We start from the raw sequence: 16,850 nt of genomic DNA, 5'->3' as shown, positions 1-16,850 counted from the left end.
CTATTGTTGTTCGGTTTAGGATTTTAAAAAAGTATAAGACTGTGGATGACATGACAAAGTTATCCCCGTCCAGCTCCAGCGCCCAGATCCTCTGTCAGAACAAATCAGGGCACTTGCACTTTTGTTCCTATCTTTTACCCTTTTCATAAGGTGTTCCAAGTGCCTTCGGTGCATCTGCGCGTCCGATGAATCCTGTGAGCGCAAGAATAGTGAGCACATAAGGTGTGATCAGAAGATACATGGTCGGAATGTCCTCAAGAAGAGGAAGCTGTCCTCCGATAACGCTCAAACCTTGTGCCAGTCCGAAGAAGATGGCCGCTCCCATGGCGCCAAGCGGATGCCACTTTCCGAAGATCAGGGCAGCAAGCGCCATGAAGCCCTGGCCGCTGATTGTTGCGTGGCTGAAGTCGCGGGCAATAATGGTTGCATAAACGGCTCCGCCCACACCTGCGAACGCACCGCTCAGAATGACTCCGATATAGCGCATCTTCGTAACGTTAATTCCCATCGTGTCTGCCGCCATTGGATGCTCACCGACAGCACGGAGGCGCAGTCCAAACGGCGTTTTGTACATAACAAACCAAACAGCAAAAGCCGTGAAGATGGCAATATACGTTGTGATATAGCCATTTGAGAAGAAAAGAGGTCCGATAACCGGGATATCACTTAATACTGGGATGTCGATTTTATTGAAGCTTTCTGTAATCCGGTCTGTCTGGCCTTTATCATAAAAAAGCTTTACTAAGAATAGAGCCAGGCCGATAGCAAGGAAGTTTATGGCAACCCCGCTTACTACTTGATCTGCCCGGAATGTGATGGATGCTACTGCATGAAGCACAGACAACAGAGCACCTGCTGCAAGCGCTGCAAGAATAGAAAGCCACGGTGTTGCATCCCCGAACTGATCGGCAAATGTCAGATTGAATACGATGGCGACAAATGCTCCGATGACCATTAATCCTTCAAGACCGATGTTGACAACGCCTGAACGTTCACTGAACATGCCTCCAAGTGCCGTGAAAATAAGCGGAGCAGCAACAAATAAAGCCGTTGGGATGATGAGTTCTAACACGTGAAGTATGCTCACTTATTTCCCCTCCTTTTTGAAACGCAGCAGTATCCAGCGGATAAAGTAGCTTGAAGCAACAAACAGGATGATCAGAGCGATGACGATCTCAACAAGCTCATATGGAACTCCTGCCTCAGACGGCATATTCAGCGCCCCGACTTTCAGTCCGCCGAAAAGCGCTGCAGCGAAAATGATGCCGATTGCAGTATTTCCTCCCAGTAGCGCAACAGCGATTCCGTCAAATCCTACGCCGGTAAATCCATTTTTCACAGATACATACTGGAACGTCCCAAGACCTTCCATTGCTCCGGCTATCCCTGCAAATGCACCGGAAATAACCATGGACAGGATAATGTTTCTGCTGACGTTCATTCCTGCATACTGTGCGGCATTCTGGTTAAAGCCTACAGATCTGAGCTCGTAGCCCTTCGTCGTTTTCTCAAGCAGGAACCACATAACAAGAGCACCGATTAATGCAAGGAATATCCCGTAATGCATTCTTGAATAATCCGTTAGTTCCTGAAAAAGGGGCGAGCTGAGTGAAGCAGACGCGAAGATGGTTTCTGACTTATCCCCTTTATCTGAAAGAACATACTGAATCAAATGGTTCGTTAAATAAAGCGCAATATAGTTCATCATAATCGTTACAATAACCTCATGCACTTTGAACCGGGCTTTTAAAAGACCCGGAATGAATCCCCAAAGCGCCCCTGCAAGAGCTGCAGCGAGTATTGCCAGCGGCAGGTGGATGATCTTCGGCAGCTCAAATGCTACCCCGACCCATACAGCTGCAAACCAGCCAACAATCAGCTGTCCCTCTACTCCGATATTGAACAGACCTGTCCTGAAAGCAAAAGCAACAGCAAGACCTGCAAGAATATAAGGAGTCAGCTGGCGGATTGTTTCGCCGATGTAATACGTTTCGCCGAATATACCGTTCCATAAAGCTGCGTATCCTGCAACCGGATCATATCCGGTTATAAGCATAATGACTGCACCGCAAATTAGACCAAGCAAAACCGCAATGGCGGGTACAATGATGTTGAAATAGCGTGTTAAATTCATGTTGTGGCACCTGCTTCCCTGCGGCTGCTTCCTGCCATGAGCAAACCAAGTTCCTGTTCAGTTGTCTCTTTCGGATTCACAATCGCAACGATTTTCCCTTCATAAATAACGGCAATTTTATCACTGACGTTCATAATTTCTTCAAGCTCAAAAGAAAGGAGAAGGACCGCTTTTCCTTTATCCCGCTGCTCAATCAAGCGTCTGTGGATAAATTCAATCGCTCCGACATCAAGTCCCCTCGTCGGCTGTGCAGCGATCAGGAGATCCGGATCTCTGTCAACTTCGCGTCCGATAATCGCCTTTTGCTGATTACCTCCAGAAAGCGAACGGGCAAGCGTTGAACTGCCGGGTGTTCTTACATCAAATTCCTTAATCAGCTTCTCAGCTTTTTCGTAAATTGCCTTAAAATTCAGAACACCTCTTTTAGAGAAAGGCTTTTGATAATATGTTTGCAGCACCATGTTCTCACCGACTGGAAAATCCAGAACGAGTCCGTGTTTATGACGGTCCTGAGGAATGTGTCCCACACCTGACTCAGTAATTTTTCTCGGTTTTTGATTACGGATTTCCTTGCCATTAAGCAGAATGGAGCCTGATTCAGAATTCATGAGCCCGGTGATGGATTCGATCAATTCAGACTGGCCGTTTCCGTCGACACCAGCAATGCCGACAATTTCCCCTGCTCTGACAGACAGATTCAAAGAGTCAATAACCGTGACGTTCCGGCTGTCTTTTACTGTCAGATTTTCTATTTTCAGAACTTCTGCAGCAGGTTTCGGTTCCGTCTTTTCAGTCGTAAAAAGAACTTCGCGGCCGACCATTAGAGATGCAAGCTCGTTCGGGTTTGTCTCACTTACATTGACAGTGCCGATGCCTTCGCCTTTTCTTATGACAGTCACACGGTCACAGACTTCCATAATTTCTTTCAGCTTGTGTGTAATCAGTATGATGGATTTGCCTTCTTTTATCAGCGTTTTCATAATGCTGATCAGTTCTTTGATTTCCTGAGGCGTCAAAACGGCCGTCGGTTCATCAAAAATAAGGATTTCCGCACCCCTGTAGAGCGTTTTCAGAATTTCAACACGCTGCTGCATGCCGACAGAAATATCACTGATTTTAGCAGAAGGGTTAACAGCGAGCCCGTATTTCTCAGAAATGTCTTTCACTTGCTTCTCAGCATCTTTTAAATTTATTTTTCCTGATTGAGTCGGCTCGTTTCCAAGAATAATATTTTCTGTAACAGAAAAATTATTGACAAGCATAAAATGTTGGTGTACCATACCTATTCCTAGATCATTCGCGATATTTGGGTTTGTAATGCTGACTGGTTTGCCTTTTACGCGAATTTCGCCTTTTTCAGGCTGATACAAACCGAACAGTACGTTCATCAGTGTAGATTTACCAGCGCCGTTTTCGCCAAGCAGCGCATGGATTTCGCCCTTTTTCACTTGAAGATTAATGTTATCGTTCGCAACGATTCCCGGAAATTCTTTACGGATTCCGAGCATTTCAATGACATATTCCAACATGATCACTCCTTTTCCCATGAAGCTCATTGATGATTGTGATGATTGATGTCAGGAATTTATGTTTTCTCTCTATTCATTGACTCCTTTTATTGCTTTAGAAAATCACCAACTAAAAATCTATAAATCTCTCATGAAGCTTATAGACTTTTAGTCAGGCGACTTTACAGGCTAATAAAAAGGCTAGAATATGCCTAGCCTTTTTATCAGAGTTATAGGTTCCTGCTTATTCGAATGGTACAGTAATTTCACCGTCGATGATTTTTTGCTTGTACTCATCTACTTTAGCAATGACATCTTCAGAAAGGTTGTCCTGTGTCGGAGCAATTCCTACGCCATTTTCTTTCAGGCCGTATTCAATGATTTCTCCGCCTGGGAAGTCTCCGCCTTTAGCTTTTTCAGCAAGGTCTTTAACAGCAACGTCTACGCCTTTAACCATTGATGTAAGTGTTACGTTGAAGCCGTCGCCTTCTCCAAGCTCATGCTGGTCGCGGTCAACACCGATTACCCATACATCTTTATCTGGGCTTTTCGTTTTTAAGTCAACAGCTGCAGTGAAGACGCCGTTTCCTGCTCCGCCTGCTGCATGGTAGATTACGTCAGCGCCCTGGCCGTACATAATTTCAGCAACCTGCTGTCCTTTTGCCGCATCGCTGAATGTACCTGCATACTGTACAATGACTTCTGCATCAGGATTAGCTGCTTTTACGCCTTCAACAAAACCAACTTCAAACTTCTTGATCAGTGAGCCTTCCATTCCGCCGACAAATCCTACTTTGTTTGATTTTGTTGAAAGTCCGGCAGCTACACCTACAAGGTATGAGCCTTCATGCTCTTTGAATGTGATGCTTGCTACGTTTGGCTTGTCCACTACACTGTCAACGATTGCAAAATTAGCATCTTTTTGCTGGTCTGCAATTTTTGTAATCGCATCAGTCATCAAATATCCGATTCCGTAAACAAGATCAAATTTTTGTCTGACAAGCTTGTTTAAGTTCGTTTCATAATCTGCGTCACTCTGAGACTGTGCATAGTCAAATCCGCCTTGTCCCTTTTTAAGCCCGTTATCCTCACCGTATGACTGGATGCCTTCCCATGCGGACTGGTTGAATGACTTATCATCAACACCGCCTGTATCCGTTACCATCGCAACCGAGAAGCCTTCTTTTTTGTCTTCACCTGCATTGTCTTTTTCTCCAGATGATCCGCATGCACTTAGAAGAGTACCGGCAGCAAGGACAAGCGACATTGTTAAACCAAAGCGTTTTTTCACGTTTTCTTCCCCCTATTATTCATTTAAAATCATTTGCTATAAGAACTTTGAAACACCTTCGACCTTGGAACCACCTCCTTATAGCTGCAAACGTTTTTACAAGCGCTTTCTTACAACGTGAAAGCTGAATTGGTCTGCGCGGAAATAATTAAGTGAATACAGCACGGGCTGATCGTTTTCATCGAAATGCATTTGTTTCAGGCAAAGCAGCGCGGTTTCAGGATCACATTCCAGAATTGGGGAAATCTTTTCGTGGTAACCGATTGGTTCAATGTGTGTGACCGCATAAGAAATGTAGCGTCCTGCTTCTTCATCAAGCAGTTCAAACAATGATTCCTGTTCATGGATAAACGACGCCGGAAGAATATGCCTCGGAATTTTATCCAGACAATAAACGACCGGTTTTCCATTTGCTGTTCTGACCCGCTCAAGAAGAAAAATGTCATCGCTTGCACGGGATTTAAACCGCTTAACATCTTCTTCTGTCGGACTGTTGACTTGTGAGGAAAGAAAAATGGTGCCAGGCAGCATATTGGCCTGTTCAATCATTTGAGTCACACTGTTCAATTGTTCGATGCCTGAAGTAAAGAGAGGTTTGGAGTTTATGAACGTCCCTACACCATGGCGGCGGATGATGACGTTTTCTTCTTCGAGTATGCGGAGCGCTTCTCTGAGGGTCGCGCGGCTTACTCCAAGCTTTTTGGAAAGCTCAAATTCAGAAGGAAGCTTTTCTTTTTCTACGTATGTTCCATTTTCAATATCTTCTTTAATTCGATCTATGACCTGCAAATATAAATGACGGTTATCTGTTTTAATAGTCATACTTAGCCTCCGTCCAATCGTTCCAATTAAGAGATCAGACATCTGATGTTATACCCTTTCTCTAATCGAAAATAATATACCATGTATTTTAAAATAAATAAATAGAAAATTAATAAATTTGTCGAAAAAGAGATAGCACTTTCTCACTAGCTGTACGTCATTTATAGAGAAATGCTCACAAAAAAGATTCGTTATTTTCTATTCGTTATTTCCTATTTTAGATTGGATTGCCGTTTGCCATTTCACTTTGAAATCAAAAAGAGCAAAAAAAAGAAAGGCATTGGCTGCCTTTCTTTTATGAACTCACTTCATCATAATGGTCTTTTGAAATGAGGACTTCTCTCGGCTTGCTTCCCTCGTATGGTCCGACAACGCCTCTGTCTTCCATTGCATCAATCAGTCTTGCCGCTCTAGTGTAGCCGACACGGAACCGTCTTTGCAGCATGGATACAGAAGCCGTCTGCATTTCAAGAACGAGCTGAACAGCATCATCATACAAATCATCATTCACTTCTTCTTTTACTTCCGCTGTTTCAGACGGCATCATTTCTTCCTGGTATTGCGCTCTCTGCTGGGAAATCACGTACGAAACGACTTTTTCCACTTCTTCATCGGACAGAAAAGCTCCCTGTACCCTTACAGGCTTGGATGCACCAACCGGAAGGAAAAGCATGTCCCCCCTGCCGAGAAGCTTTTCAGCGCCTCCCATGTCGAGTATTGTGCGTGAATCGGTCTGAGAAGACACGCTGAAGGCAATCCTTGATGGAATGTTTGCTTTAATGACACCGGTGATGACATCCACTGACGGCCGCTGGGTGGCGATTATCAGGTGAATGCCTGCAGCACGCGCCATTTGCGACAGTCGGGTAATGCTGTCCTCTACATCAGACGATGCAACCATCATCAAATCCGCAAGCTCGTCAACGATGACGACAATATACGGGAATTCCGGATTCTTCGTTCCCTCTTCAAGGTTTGACCGGCGAATATATTCGTTATATCCTTCAATGTTTCTCGTGCCTGTATGAGAGAACAGTTCATATCTTCTCTCCATTTCGTTTACAACCTTTTTCAGTGCCTGTGATGCCTTTTTCGGGTCTGTCACAACAGGTGCGAGCAAATGGGGTATGCCATTGTAAACGTTAAGCTCGACCATTTTCGGATCGATCATCATCATTTTTACTTCATGCGGTTTTGCTCTCATCAGAATGCTTGTAATGATGCCATTTATGCAGACACTCTTTCCGCTTCCGGTTGATCCGGCAACGAGAAGGTGAGGCATTTTATTCATTTCAGCAAGAACAGCATCTCCTGAAATATCGCGGCCAAGACCCATAAGAAGCTTGGCATCCGGGCGGTCGTTCGCTTTTGATTCAAGCACCTCCCGGAGGGATACCATGGCGATTTCGGAATTGGGCACCTCTATCCCGATGGCTGATTTGCCTGGAATCGGCGCCTCTATCCGGATATCTTTCGCTGCAAGCGCCAAAGCAAGATCATCACTTAAGTTCACAATTTTGCTTACCTTTACGCCAACATCAGGATAGACTTCGTACTTGGTTACTGCCGGTCCAAGATGAACCTGCGTTACTTTAGCTTTGACCCCAAAACTTTGAAAGGTTTTTTCCAGCTTCCGTGCATTTTCATAAATGTTTTTCTTATCGGTTTGCTGGCTGTTCACCTTCGGCTGTGAAAGCAGGTCAAGTGAAGGAAGTGCATACGACTTGTTTTCTACCTCTGTGAAGGTAATGGGAGGTCCCGACAATTCTTCTGAAGAATCTGCATCTGACTTCTTTTTAGGTGTTCTCGTCTGTTCAGGCTTCGCTTCCTCCTGAAAATGTACAGCCGGCTCAGGCTCGCGTTCATCTTTGTCTGCGAAACTTGAGATGATGGGTTCTACATGTACTATTTCTGCTTCTTCTTCCTCAGCATCGTCTTCTTCCTCATGCCTGCGCTGTTTTTTGGTTTTCTTCGGTTTTGCTTCTTCCTGCTGTCTTGCATTTTTTATCGATTGCGGAAGATTCTTCATGTCCTCCATAAAAGCAATGGCCTGATTTTTCATAAATCGGAAAAATGGCACGGCTATTTTTCCGAGCGTAGTTCCAAGCGATCTTCCTGTAATCAGAACAATCCCGACAAGAATCAGTATGAACGAAATAATTTTTGAACCTGCTGCCGCAAATAAATAAAAGGAAGCTGCAAAAAGGATGGCTCCAATCATGCCCCCTCCAAGATCCGGCGTTCTGATTTGTCCGTTTACTTCCATGAAAAACAGTTCCCATGTGTTTGTTATGACACTTGGAGAAGTAAGTGCTCCCTTTTTGGTGAGCATTTGAAACAGCGTTACATGACTGAGCAGCAGAATGGCTGCAAGCAGACAGTAAAGTCCGACCATCTGTCTTGAAACTAAATGCGGCCACCTTCTATTCCACATGATAAAACCCGCCAGGATCAGCATGCCGATTAGAGCGGCCATAAACCACTCGCCGATGAAAAACCTGAACACGTAAACCACCGTCTTGCCTACAAATCCAAGGCTTGATATCGCAATTAGCGCTATCGCAAGGATTCCGAGGCCAATCAGCTCAAATTTCAGTGTTTCGCGCCAGTTGTCATTCTTTTTCTTTTGTCTTCTTTTTTGTTTGGCCATTTCATTATCACCTGTGCAGAAAATTTGCTGAGGGCATTCAACCCTCTTGCAAACAAAGAAAGCAGCCAACTGAGGGCTGCGGACATGTTTGTGTAGCTTAAGTATAGCATATTATGGAGAAAACGAGAATGACATCGTAATTTTTTGTCCCGGCGAGTACTGTTCATTTAAATAGTCTTCCGGATTGGTGCTGAGGATACGGACAACTTCATATTCATTTCCTTCTGTCTGTCTCACCTGCATTTGCACGCCGTTGCATTCAACAAAGGAAAATGCGCTGTACTCTTTTGCCTCTGCCGGGAAAATAAGCTCCTCAGGCATAGAAGTGTATAAAATCATTGCAGCATCTTCTCCTCTTCAGTGCCTTTATCCTTCCCTATCAGTTCATTCAGCTTCATGATCGCCTGGCCGACTCCGCCCACTCCGTCAATCAGTCCGTACTGAACCGCGTCGTTTCCGACTACATTTGTTCCGATGTCACGGGTTAAATTGCCTTTAGAAAACATCAGCTCTTTGAATTTTTCTTCGGAGATATTCGAATGCTTTGTCACAAAATTCACGACCCTGTCCTGCATTTTATCAAGATACTCAAACGTCTGCGGGACACCGATGACAAGGCCTGTCAGCCTCACGGGATGGATGGTCATCGTTGCGGTTTCTGCAATGAATGAATAATCGCAGGAAACGGCAATCGGAACGCCGATGGAATGACCTCCCCCAAGAACGATGGATACAGTCGGTTTTGATAGGGAAGCAAGCATCTCAGCGATTGCGAGGCCGGCTTCAACATCCCCTCCAACGGTATTCAGCACAATCAGGAGGCCTTCAATTTTAGGGTTTTGCTCGATTGCGACGATTTGCGGAATAACGTGTTCATATTTCGTTGTTTTGTTTTGCGGCGGCAGCTGAATGTGGCCTTCAATCTGTCCGATAATGGTCAGGCAGTGTATTCGTGAATCCTGTGAGAGCTGAGGAACGTTTGTTGATCCGAGCTGCTGGATTTTTTCGACAAGACTTGGTTCTTTTCCGTCCTGTTTATCCGGATTTTGTTCGGAATTTTCCTGTATGTAGCGGTTCATCTGCATTCTTCCTTCCTGTTATGAATGCTTTTATTATGAGCAGGAAGAGGGGAAAACATTCTTCTGTAAAGCGGAAGCCGTGTTTTGAATGTTTATAGTTTTATCCTGTGAACGTTGATTTACCGTTAATTCCAGTTCCTTTCTGCTCCAGGGTGAATATAGATTTCAAGTCTTACCCGTTCCCTTTCGCTCCAGGAACTTGCTTTCCGCGGGGAGGGATGGGAGCCTCCTCGGCCAGCCTGCGGGGTCTCCCATTCCCTCTTCATCCCGCAGGAGTCAAGTTCCTTCCGCTGCAGTCCACTGTTGGGGTACTCATTAAGAAGATTAAAACCATTAAGCAGAAGGATTCTCGGGTTGAGGGCACTTACCAAGAAGTTTAGAACCATTAAACAGGCACTAAGGAGAACGACCCAGCAAATGAAGGACCAGATGGAAAGCTGCATCACATATAGGCCCATAACTGATAAATGCTTTAAGCAACTGAATATATTCAGGTAAAACAGTCTTTAACACAGAAAAAATCCGAACTAGTTATACCCAGTTCGGATTATTAGATGGCTGAAATATACTTTTATTAAACTTCCATAATAATCGGAAGAATCATCGGTCTGCGCTTTGTCTGTTCGAAGAGGAAGCGGTTCAGCGATTCGCGGATGTTAAGCTTGAGGGCTGACCATTCGATGCCTGTGCCCTGCATGCTTTTTTCAACGATTTCCGTTACCATGCCCGATGCTTTTAGGATCAGCTCTTCTGACTCTCTTACGTAGACGAAGCCTCTTGAGATGATCTCAGGTCCTGATATCATCGTTTTTTTGCTTCTGTCCAGTGTAACGACGACAATCAGGATGCCGTCCTGTGAAAGAAGTCTCCGGTCTCTGAGAACGATGTTTCCAATGTCTCCGACTCCAAGGCCGTCAATCAGAACGTTTCCTGCAGGAACCTTCGAAACAGATTTCGCTTTATGATCGCTGAATTCGACCACATCGCCTTTTTCAACAAGAAAGATGTTTTCTTCTTCAATTCCTGCAGATACGGCAAGCTTCGCATGAGCTTTCTGCATTTTAAACTCGCCATTGACAGGCATGAAATACTTCGGCTTCATGATGTTCAGCATTAGTTTCAGTTCTTCCTGGCTTCCATGTCCTGATACATGAATCTGTTTTTGGCCGAATACTACGCTTGCTCCTGCGCGGTAAAGCAAATCAACTGTCTTTGAAAAATGGAGCTCATTTCCCGGTACTGGAGTTGCAGAAATAATAACTGTATCTTCTGCTTCAATTTTTAATTGTTTATGGGCGCCTTTTGCCATGCGGTTAAGAACTGTTAACGGTTCTCCCTGATGACCTGTAGTAAGGACGGCAACCTCATGCTTAGGATAGGTATCGATCTCTTGGACGGGTATGATGATATTCTCACTTTCGGTGATGTATCCTAATTTTTCTGCCATTTCATAAACATTTTTAATTGAGTTTCCAAGCAGGACAAGCTTTCTGTTATTTTCAGCGGCTGCATGAATGACTTGAACAATCCGGTTGATATTCGATGCATAGATGGCAACAATTGTTCTGCCTTTTGCACTGTACATAGCGTCCGATATCTCTTGTCCAACGCCTGTTTCAGAGGCTGTGAACCCGGGTCTTTCTGCATTTGTGCTGTCTGAAAGAAGACAAAGAACGCCTTCTTCGCCGATCATGGCCATTTTCCCTAAATCAGAGCGTGCATTTAAAACAGGAGTTGTATCAAATTTAAAGTCACCTGTGTGCACGATCGCTCCAAGTGAAGTATGGAAGCAGACACCGACAGAGTCAGGTATGCTGTGTATGGTTCTGAAGAAAGAAACCTTGACTCCTTCAAAATCCAGAACAGTTGATGAATCAACTTCGACATATTCTGCTTTTTGCTTAGGGTTAAGTTCTTTTACTTTCTGGGAAACCAGTGCAAGAGTCAGTTTCGTTCCGTAAACCGGTATGGACAAATGTCTGAGAACATAGAAAACTCCGCCAATATTCTCGTCGTGACCGTGGGTTAAAAAGATGCCCTTTACCCGATCTGCATTTTCCCGCAAGTATGTAATGTCAGGAATGACCATATCAATCCCCAGCATCCCGGCTTCTGGATACATCAATCCAGCGTCGACGATGAAGATGTTATGATCGATTTCAATGACATACAAGTTCTTGCCTATTTCTCCAACTCCGCCTAGGGCAATGATCTTGATGGTTTCTGTCTGTTTATTCAATTGGTAATCCTCCCTGAACCCGTCCAATACAACTAATGCCTATTATAACTGAAGAAAGAATTGGAATACAAGGAAATAATCTGACGCGCAGACGAAATCTTCATGATTGAAGCAGCAGACTCTGCGAAAAGACCCAAAAAAGATCGAGTCCTGGTTACAGACTCGATCTTTTCATGCTTATTTTATTTTAGACAGGACGGCAATAAGTTCGTTTCTTTCACTTTCAGTGAGCGCCAAAAGCGGTAGTCTGACGGGTCCGACGTCAAGGCCTCTCAGCTGAAGAGCCGTTTTCACAGGTGCAGGGCTTGGCGCTTTAAACAGCTGCTGCATAACCGGCAGCAGTTTTCTGTGAATAGCACCTGAACGCACAGTTTCACCGCTTCTGAATGCGGAGATCATCTCCTGCATTTCATTTCCGATGATATGAGACGCTACAGAGACTACCCCTCTGCCTCCAATTGCAAGTGCTGGAAGAGTTAATCCGTCATCTCCTGAATAAACAGCAAAATCTTCAGGCGTTGATGAAATGATTTCTGCCATCGCTTCAAGGTCGCCGCTAGCTTCTTTTACAGCAACGACATTTGGAAGTTCAGCAAGTCTTGCAATCACAGCAGGAGAAATGCTGACAACCGTTCTTCCGGGAACGTTGTAGATCATAACAGGAAGTTTTGTGGATGCTGCAATCGTTTTGAAATGCTGATACATGCCTTCCTGGCTTGGTTTATTATAATATGGCGCGACAAGCATGATGGCATCGGCGCCTGCTGCTTCCGCTTTTTTTGTCAGATCAATGGAGTCCTTGGTGTTATTGCTTCCTGTACCTGCAATAACAGGAATTCTGCCGCCGGCAGCTTGAACGACATGCTTAAGCAGTGCGATTTTTTCCTCGGATGTCAGAGTAGGAGATTCTCCTGTCGTTCCTGCCACAACAAGTGAATCTGACCCATTATTGATCAGGTAATCAACAAGCTGGGTAGTCTTCTGAAAGTCAATGTTGCCGTTTTTGTCAAATGGTGTTGCCATGGCTGTTGAAATACTGCCAAAGTCAATCATTGTGCCACTCCTCTTCTTCTTTCTAAGTTTCTGTCTTTTATTCAGACAGATCAAATGCGCTATGCAGAGCATTGACGGCGCTGATCATATCTTCCTCTTTTACTAATACCCAAATCGTTGTATGACTATCTGCCGACTGGAGAATTTGAATGCCTTCTTCCGACAGGGCCGTCACAATTTTCGCTGTCACTCCGGGTACTCCTGCGATGCCGGCGCCAACTGTGGAAACTTTGGCACAGTGGCGTTTAACAGCAGGGGCATATCCCATGCTTTTCAGTATTCTTACTGCTTCATCCGTTACTTCCTCAGAAACCGTATAAATGACTGCGCTTGGTGTAATGTTGAAAAAGTCGACGCTGATGCCGGCGCGCGCCATTGCTTTGAATACTTCTGTCTGCACCTCGTACTGTCCCTCTTTCGCCGTAACGTTCAGCTGTGTCACATTCGGAACGTGGGCGATGCCGGTAATCAGCCTTTCCTGCAGGTCGCTGCCGAGCTTTTCAGAATGATGGGAGGTCACGAGTGTCCCCGGACCGGATGAGTACGTGGAGCGGATTCTGATTCGAACCTTCGCCTGCATGGCAATTTCCACCGCTCTTGGATGGATGACCTTAGCACCCTGATAAGCAAGATTGCAGATTTCCGTATACGTGACCGTGGTCAGCGGCTTTGCGGATTCAACAATTCTTGGATCAGCCGTCATAACCCCTTCTACATCTGTAAAAATATCGATGAATTCTGCATCCAGAGCTGCTCCAAGTGCAGCTGCAGATGTGTCGCTTCCACCTCTGCCGATTGTTGTGACGTCACCGGATTTTGCCGCTCCCTGAAAACCTGCGACGACAACCACATCGTGACGGTCAAGCTCTCTTCTCAGGCGTTCGCATTTCATGTCGAGAATTTTTGCATTTGTAAAGTCTTCATTTGTTAAAAAGCCGGCCTGCGCCCCGCTTAAAGCGGCAGCTGCAATGCCTTCTGACTTCAGCATGCTCGTAAATACGACGGAAGATATCGTTTCCCCGCACGATAGGAGCATATCCTGTTCGCGCTTTGAAATCGATGCACTGCCTCCGTAAAGCAGATTTAAAAGGGAATCTGTTGCATACGGATCACCGTTTCTGCCCATTGCCGAGACGACAACGACCACTTTATACTGCTCCTTTAACGCTTCTCTTATATGATTCAAAGCCATTTTCCGGCCGTGATCGTCTTTTACTGACGTCCCGCCGAATTTTTGTACGATCAATTTCATCCTAACACCCCGACTCTATACGTAAGAGAAGAGAGCAGGCATTATGTACCCTTGCTCTCTCCTGAACCTTCTTATACTAACTTCAGCTGAACAAGGCTTTCTGCAATTTGCACAGAATTCCATGCAGCGCCTTTTAAAAGATTATCAGACACAATCCATAAATGGAAGCCGTTTGCACGGTCCGGATCTTTTCGGATACGCCCTACAAACACATCATTTTTGCCGACACAATCAGCAGGCATCGGATACAGCTGTGCACTTGGGTCATCCTGAAGCGTTACTCCAGGAGCTTCTTTTAAAAGCTCGCGGATTTCAGACACTCCAACATGATCAGAATCAAGTTCAATATAGACAGATTCAGAGTGTCCGGTTTCGACCGGAATCCTTACGCATGTTGCAGCAATTTCAAGCTCCGGCATATGCATGATTTTTTTTGTTTCGTTCATCATTTTCATTTCTTCGAACGTAAATCCGTTGTCTTCGAACTTATCAATTTGCGGAATCGCATTAAATGCAATCTGAAAATGTTTTTTATCGCCTTTAACAGGAAGGATTTCCGGTGTGAAATCCTTTCCGGAAAGAATCGCCTCTGACTGTGTTTTCAGCTCTTCAATCGCAGCAGCGCCTGATCCTGAAACTGCCTGGTAAGTGGATACGATTACTTTGTTTAATCCGTGAGCTTTTCTCAGCGGCTCAAGCGCAGCAACCATTTGAATCGTTGAGCAGTTGGGATTAGCGATAATGCCTTTATGCGATTTTAAGTCTTCTTCGTTTACTTCAGGCACAACAAGAGGAACATCCTGAGCCATGCGGAATGCGCTCGTATTGTCCACAACGATTGCACCATGCTTCACAGCTTCAGGAGCAAAAATTTTGGAAATGCTTCCGCCAGCGCTGAAAAGAGCAATTTGAACTCCTTCAAATTTTTCGGGAGATGCAGCCTGAACAATATGTTCTTCTCCTCTAAAGAGGACTTTTTTGCCTGCAGACCGTTCTGACGACAGCAGCGTCAGCTTTGATACCGGAAAGTTCCGTTCTTCAAGCGTTTTTAGCATTTGCTGGCCTACAGCGCCTGTTGCACCGAGGACAGCAACGTGATAACCATTTGTACTCATCAATCATAGCCCCTTCCGCGAATATCCGGCGGTTTCCGGAATAACTTCATATCATATTGTGTATTAGTTTATCATAGACCAGGTGTATGCATTATACAACCATGATTTTTCTTGCCTTCTATTCTAGCAGGAAGAGGCTTATTCGTCATCCCGGAATTTTTCAATAATGACCGGCTGAAACTGTGTATGCTCAAGTGCTGCCTCTACTGTTTCCAAAAGCAGATCCATTTTAGCAACAAGCGAGTTCGGCTTTTGAAATGGTGCATCCTGGCCAAACGGTATAAAAAAAATATTTTTGGCAGCCATCAGCTTCATTAAATTTGCACCGTTCAGTCCAAGACCGTCATTTGTTGAAATGCCGAGAACAACCGGTTTATGATTTCTGAGAGTTGCTTTTGCTGCCATAAGGACAGGAGATTCTGTCATTGCATTTGCGAGTTTGCTCATGGAATTGCCTGTCATCGGCGCGACAACCATGCAGTCCAGAGGAATCTTCGGGCCAAGAGGCTCAGCTCCTAAAATGGAATCAATGGCTTTGTGGCCTGTAAGCTCCTCGATTTTTTTGATCCACTCGGCTCCCTCGCCAAATCTTGTATTTGTCATTTTTACCGTGTTAGTAACGACAGGCATCACATCCGCTCCCTCGTCAATCAGCCGTTTTATCTGCGGAAAAACAGCGTTATAGGTGCAGTGTGAACCAGTAAGGCCGAATCCGATGCGTTTGCCTTGTACTTTCATGATGATGGCCCCTTTCGTTTAGAAAACTCCTCTAAAAGCAATGATGCGAGGACGTTCGCAACAATCTGACCGGCTGTTTTTGGGGCGACAATCCCCGGAAGTCCCGGTGCAAGCAGTGCTTTAATACCTCTTTTCTCAGCATATTTAAAATCCGTGCCGCCCGGCTTTGAAGCAAGGTCGATGATCAGTGTGTGAGGAGGCATCTTTGAAATTACTTTTGCCGTTACAATCTGATGGGGAATCGTATTGATGCAAATATCGGCATCTGTTACTTCCTTCTCAAGATCTTCAAGCTTAAAGGACTGCAGCCCCATTTCAATAATTCGTGCAATGTGCGATGATTTTCTGGCTCCGACTTTTACTTTAGCCCCCAAAGCTGAAAATGTCCGTGCTACACTCATGCCTACGCGTCCGAGTCCGAGAACGGCTATTTTCGAACCGTGAATGGTAAAATCCGTGTGCTGTATGGCCATCATGATGGTTCCTTCTACGGTAGGAATGGAATTATAAATGGCCACATCATCCCGTTCAAACAGCTGAACCAGCTCTCTTTTCGTATCCTGAATTATTCCGTTTAAGTATGAATTGCTGATGCCGGAATAAATGACGCAGTGCGGAGGCGTCCTTGCAATAAGCTCCTCCGTAAGCACGACTTCTTCATTAGAGAAAATGGTATCGACATGGCCTTCAAGGTTTGTTCCGGGAACAGGCAAAATGATCACATCTATTTCTTCAAACCGCAGTTCGGCAAGCTTAAGCTTTGCGGCACCGGTAAAGCCATGGTCCAGCTGATCAAAACCGATTAAAAACAGTTTTGCATCCAGTTCTGTAAGCTTTCTGATCACCTCAAGCTGCCGGGCATCTCCCCCAATGACTGCTATATTAAGTCCTGTTAACATACGACCCTTTCACCTACTTTTTCGCGATGTCTATATTCAAATAAATAAACTCATAGTGAACTTACTTAAG

14 protein-coding genes are annotated in these 16,850 nt (G+C 44.9%); all 14 read right to left on the bottom strand.

The genetic code is table 11. From position 1 onward, the window contains the following. Positions 1-127 precede the first annotated feature (127 nt). Positions 128-1,081 carry an ABC transporter permease gene (locus ACTSEZ_RS05295; protein ID WP_369734054.1) on the bottom strand — a complete coding sequence of 318 codons (954 nt, stop codon included), beginning with the start codon at positions 1,079-1,081 and terminating at the stop codon, positions 128-130. A 6-nt stretch (positions 1,082-1,087) separates the two neighbouring features. After that, on the bottom strand, positions 1,088-2,134 hold the full coding sequence (locus ACTSEZ_RS05290; RefSeq protein WP_029565636.1) for an ABC transporter permease: 1,047 nt from the start codon (positions 2,132-2,134) through the stop codon (positions 1,088-1,090). Further along, the gene (locus ACTSEZ_RS05285; RefSeq protein ID WP_369733153.1) at positions 2,131-3,660 is read right to left on the bottom strand and encodes an ABC transporter ATP-binding protein; all 1,530 of its coding nucleotides are present in this window, start codon (positions 3,658-3,660) and stop codon (positions 2,131-2,133) included. The genes ACTSEZ_RS05290 and ACTSEZ_RS05285 overlap by 4 nt, the downstream gene beginning before the upstream one ends. 226 nt (positions 3,661-3,886) lie before the next feature. Beyond that, positions 3,887-4,933 carry a BMP family lipoprotein gene (locus ACTSEZ_RS05280; protein WP_369733152.1) on the bottom strand — a complete coding sequence of 349 codons (1,047 nt, stop codon included), beginning with the start codon at positions 4,931-4,933 and terminating at the stop codon, positions 3,887-3,889. 96 nt (positions 4,934-5,029) lie between these two features. Continuing rightward, complete coding sequence (locus tag ACTSEZ_RS05275) at positions 5,030-5,755, bottom strand: GntR family transcriptional regulator (RefSeq protein WP_369733151.1); 726 nt, start codon at positions 5,753-5,755, stop codon at positions 5,030-5,032. Between the two features lie 295 nt (positions 5,756-6,050). Continuing rightward, positions 6,051-8,405, bottom strand: coding sequence for a DNA translocase FtsK (locus tag ACTSEZ_RS05270; protein WP_369733150.1), 2,355 nt, complete (start codon positions 8,403-8,405; stop codon positions 6,051-6,053). A gap of 111 nt (positions 8,406-8,516) precedes the next feature. After that, a complete protein-coding gene (locus ACTSEZ_RS05265) occupies positions 8,517-8,744 on the bottom strand; it encodes a YlzJ-like family protein (protein ID WP_029281222.1) in 228 nt (75 codons plus the stop codon). Next, complete coding sequence (locus tag ACTSEZ_RS05260) at positions 8,741-9,484, bottom strand: ClpP family protease (protein WP_369733149.1); 744 nt, start codon at positions 9,482-9,484, stop codon at positions 8,741-8,743. The genes ACTSEZ_RS05265 and ACTSEZ_RS05260 overlap by 4 nt, the downstream gene beginning before the upstream one ends. Before the next feature lie 574 nt (positions 9,485-10,058). Then, positions 10,059-11,723: a ribonuclease J gene (locus ACTSEZ_RS05255; RefSeq protein ID WP_369733148.1), complete on the bottom strand. Its 1,665-nt coding sequence runs from the start codon at positions 11,721-11,723 to the stop codon at positions 10,059-10,061. Between the two features lie 177 nt (positions 11,724-11,900). Beyond that, the gene (gene dapA / locus ACTSEZ_RS05250; protein WP_369734053.1) at positions 11,901-12,773 is read right to left on the bottom strand and encodes a 4-hydroxy-tetrahydrodipicolinate synthase; all 873 of its coding nucleotides are present in this window, start codon (positions 12,771-12,773) and stop codon (positions 11,901-11,903) included. Positions 12,774-12,813: 40 nt separating this feature from the next. Continuing rightward, positions 12,814-14,028, bottom strand: coding sequence for an aspartate kinase (dapG, locus tag ACTSEZ_RS05245; RefSeq protein ID WP_369733147.1), 1,215 nt, complete (start codon positions 14,026-14,028; stop codon positions 12,814-12,816). A gap of 71 nt (positions 14,029-14,099) precedes the next feature. After that, a complete protein-coding gene (gene asd / locus ACTSEZ_RS05240; protein WP_369733146.1) occupies positions 14,100-15,143 on the bottom strand; it encodes an aspartate-semialdehyde dehydrogenase in 1,044 nt (347 codons plus the stop codon). Positions 15,144-15,281: 138 nt separating this feature from the next. Further along, a complete protein-coding gene (dpaB, locus tag ACTSEZ_RS05235) occupies positions 15,282-15,881 on the bottom strand; it encodes a dipicolinate synthase subunit B (protein WP_369733145.1) in 600 nt (199 codons plus the stop codon). Beyond that, on the bottom strand, positions 15,878-16,780 hold the full coding sequence (gene dpaA / locus ACTSEZ_RS05230) for a dipicolinic acid synthetase subunit A (RefSeq protein ID WP_369733144.1): 903 nt from the start codon (positions 16,778-16,780) through the stop codon (positions 15,878-15,880). The genes dpaB and dpaA overlap by 4 nt, the downstream gene beginning before the upstream one ends. Positions 16,781-16,850: the final 70 nt, after the last annotated feature.

It is taken from the genome of Metabacillus mesotrionivorans, assembly GCF_052171315.1.
Classification (GTDB): Bacteria; Bacillota; Bacilli; order Bacillales; family Bacillaceae; genus Bacillus_P.
The sequence above is the reverse complement of the archived record's forward strand: the minus strand, read 5'-3'. Positions and strand labels throughout refer to the sequence as shown.

What these genes read in the sequence shown, in the direction of transcription:
- ACTSEZ_RS05270 (WP_369733150.1), bottom strand. Translation starts at nt 8,405, where the DNA reads ATGGCCAAACAAAAAAGAAGACAAAAGAAAAAGAATGACAACTGGCGC.
- dpaA (WP_369733144.1), bottom strand. Translation starts at nt 16,780, where the DNA reads ATGTTAACAGGACTTAATATAGCAGTCATTGGGGGAGATGCCCGGCAG.
- ACTSEZ_RS05260 (WP_369733149.1), bottom strand. Translation starts at nt 9,484, where the DNA reads ATGAACCGCTACATACAGGAAAATTCCGAACAAAATCCGGATAAACAG.
- dapG (WP_369733147.1), bottom strand. Translation starts at nt 14,028, where the DNA reads ATGAAATTGATCGTACAAAAATTCGGCGGGACGTCAGTAAAAGACGAT.
- ACTSEZ_RS05265 (WP_029281222.1), bottom strand. Translation starts at nt 8,744, where the DNA reads ATGATTTTATACACTTCTATGCCTGAGGAGCTTATTTTCCCGGCAGAG.
- dpaB (WP_369733145.1), bottom strand. Translation starts at nt 15,881, where the DNA reads ATGAAAGTACAAGGCAAACGCATCGGATTCGGCCTTACTGGTTCACAC.
- asd (WP_369733146.1), bottom strand. Translation starts at nt 15,143, where the DNA reads ATGAGTACAAATGGTTATCACGTTGCTGTCCTCGGTGCAACAGGCGCT.
- ACTSEZ_RS05290 (WP_029565636.1), bottom strand. Translation starts at nt 2,134, where the DNA reads ATGAATTTAACACGCTATTTCAACATCATTGTACCCGCCATTGCGGTT.
- ACTSEZ_RS05275 (WP_369733151.1), bottom strand. Translation starts at nt 5,755, where the DNA reads ATGACTATTAAAACAGATAACCGTCATTTATATTTGCAGGTCATAGAT.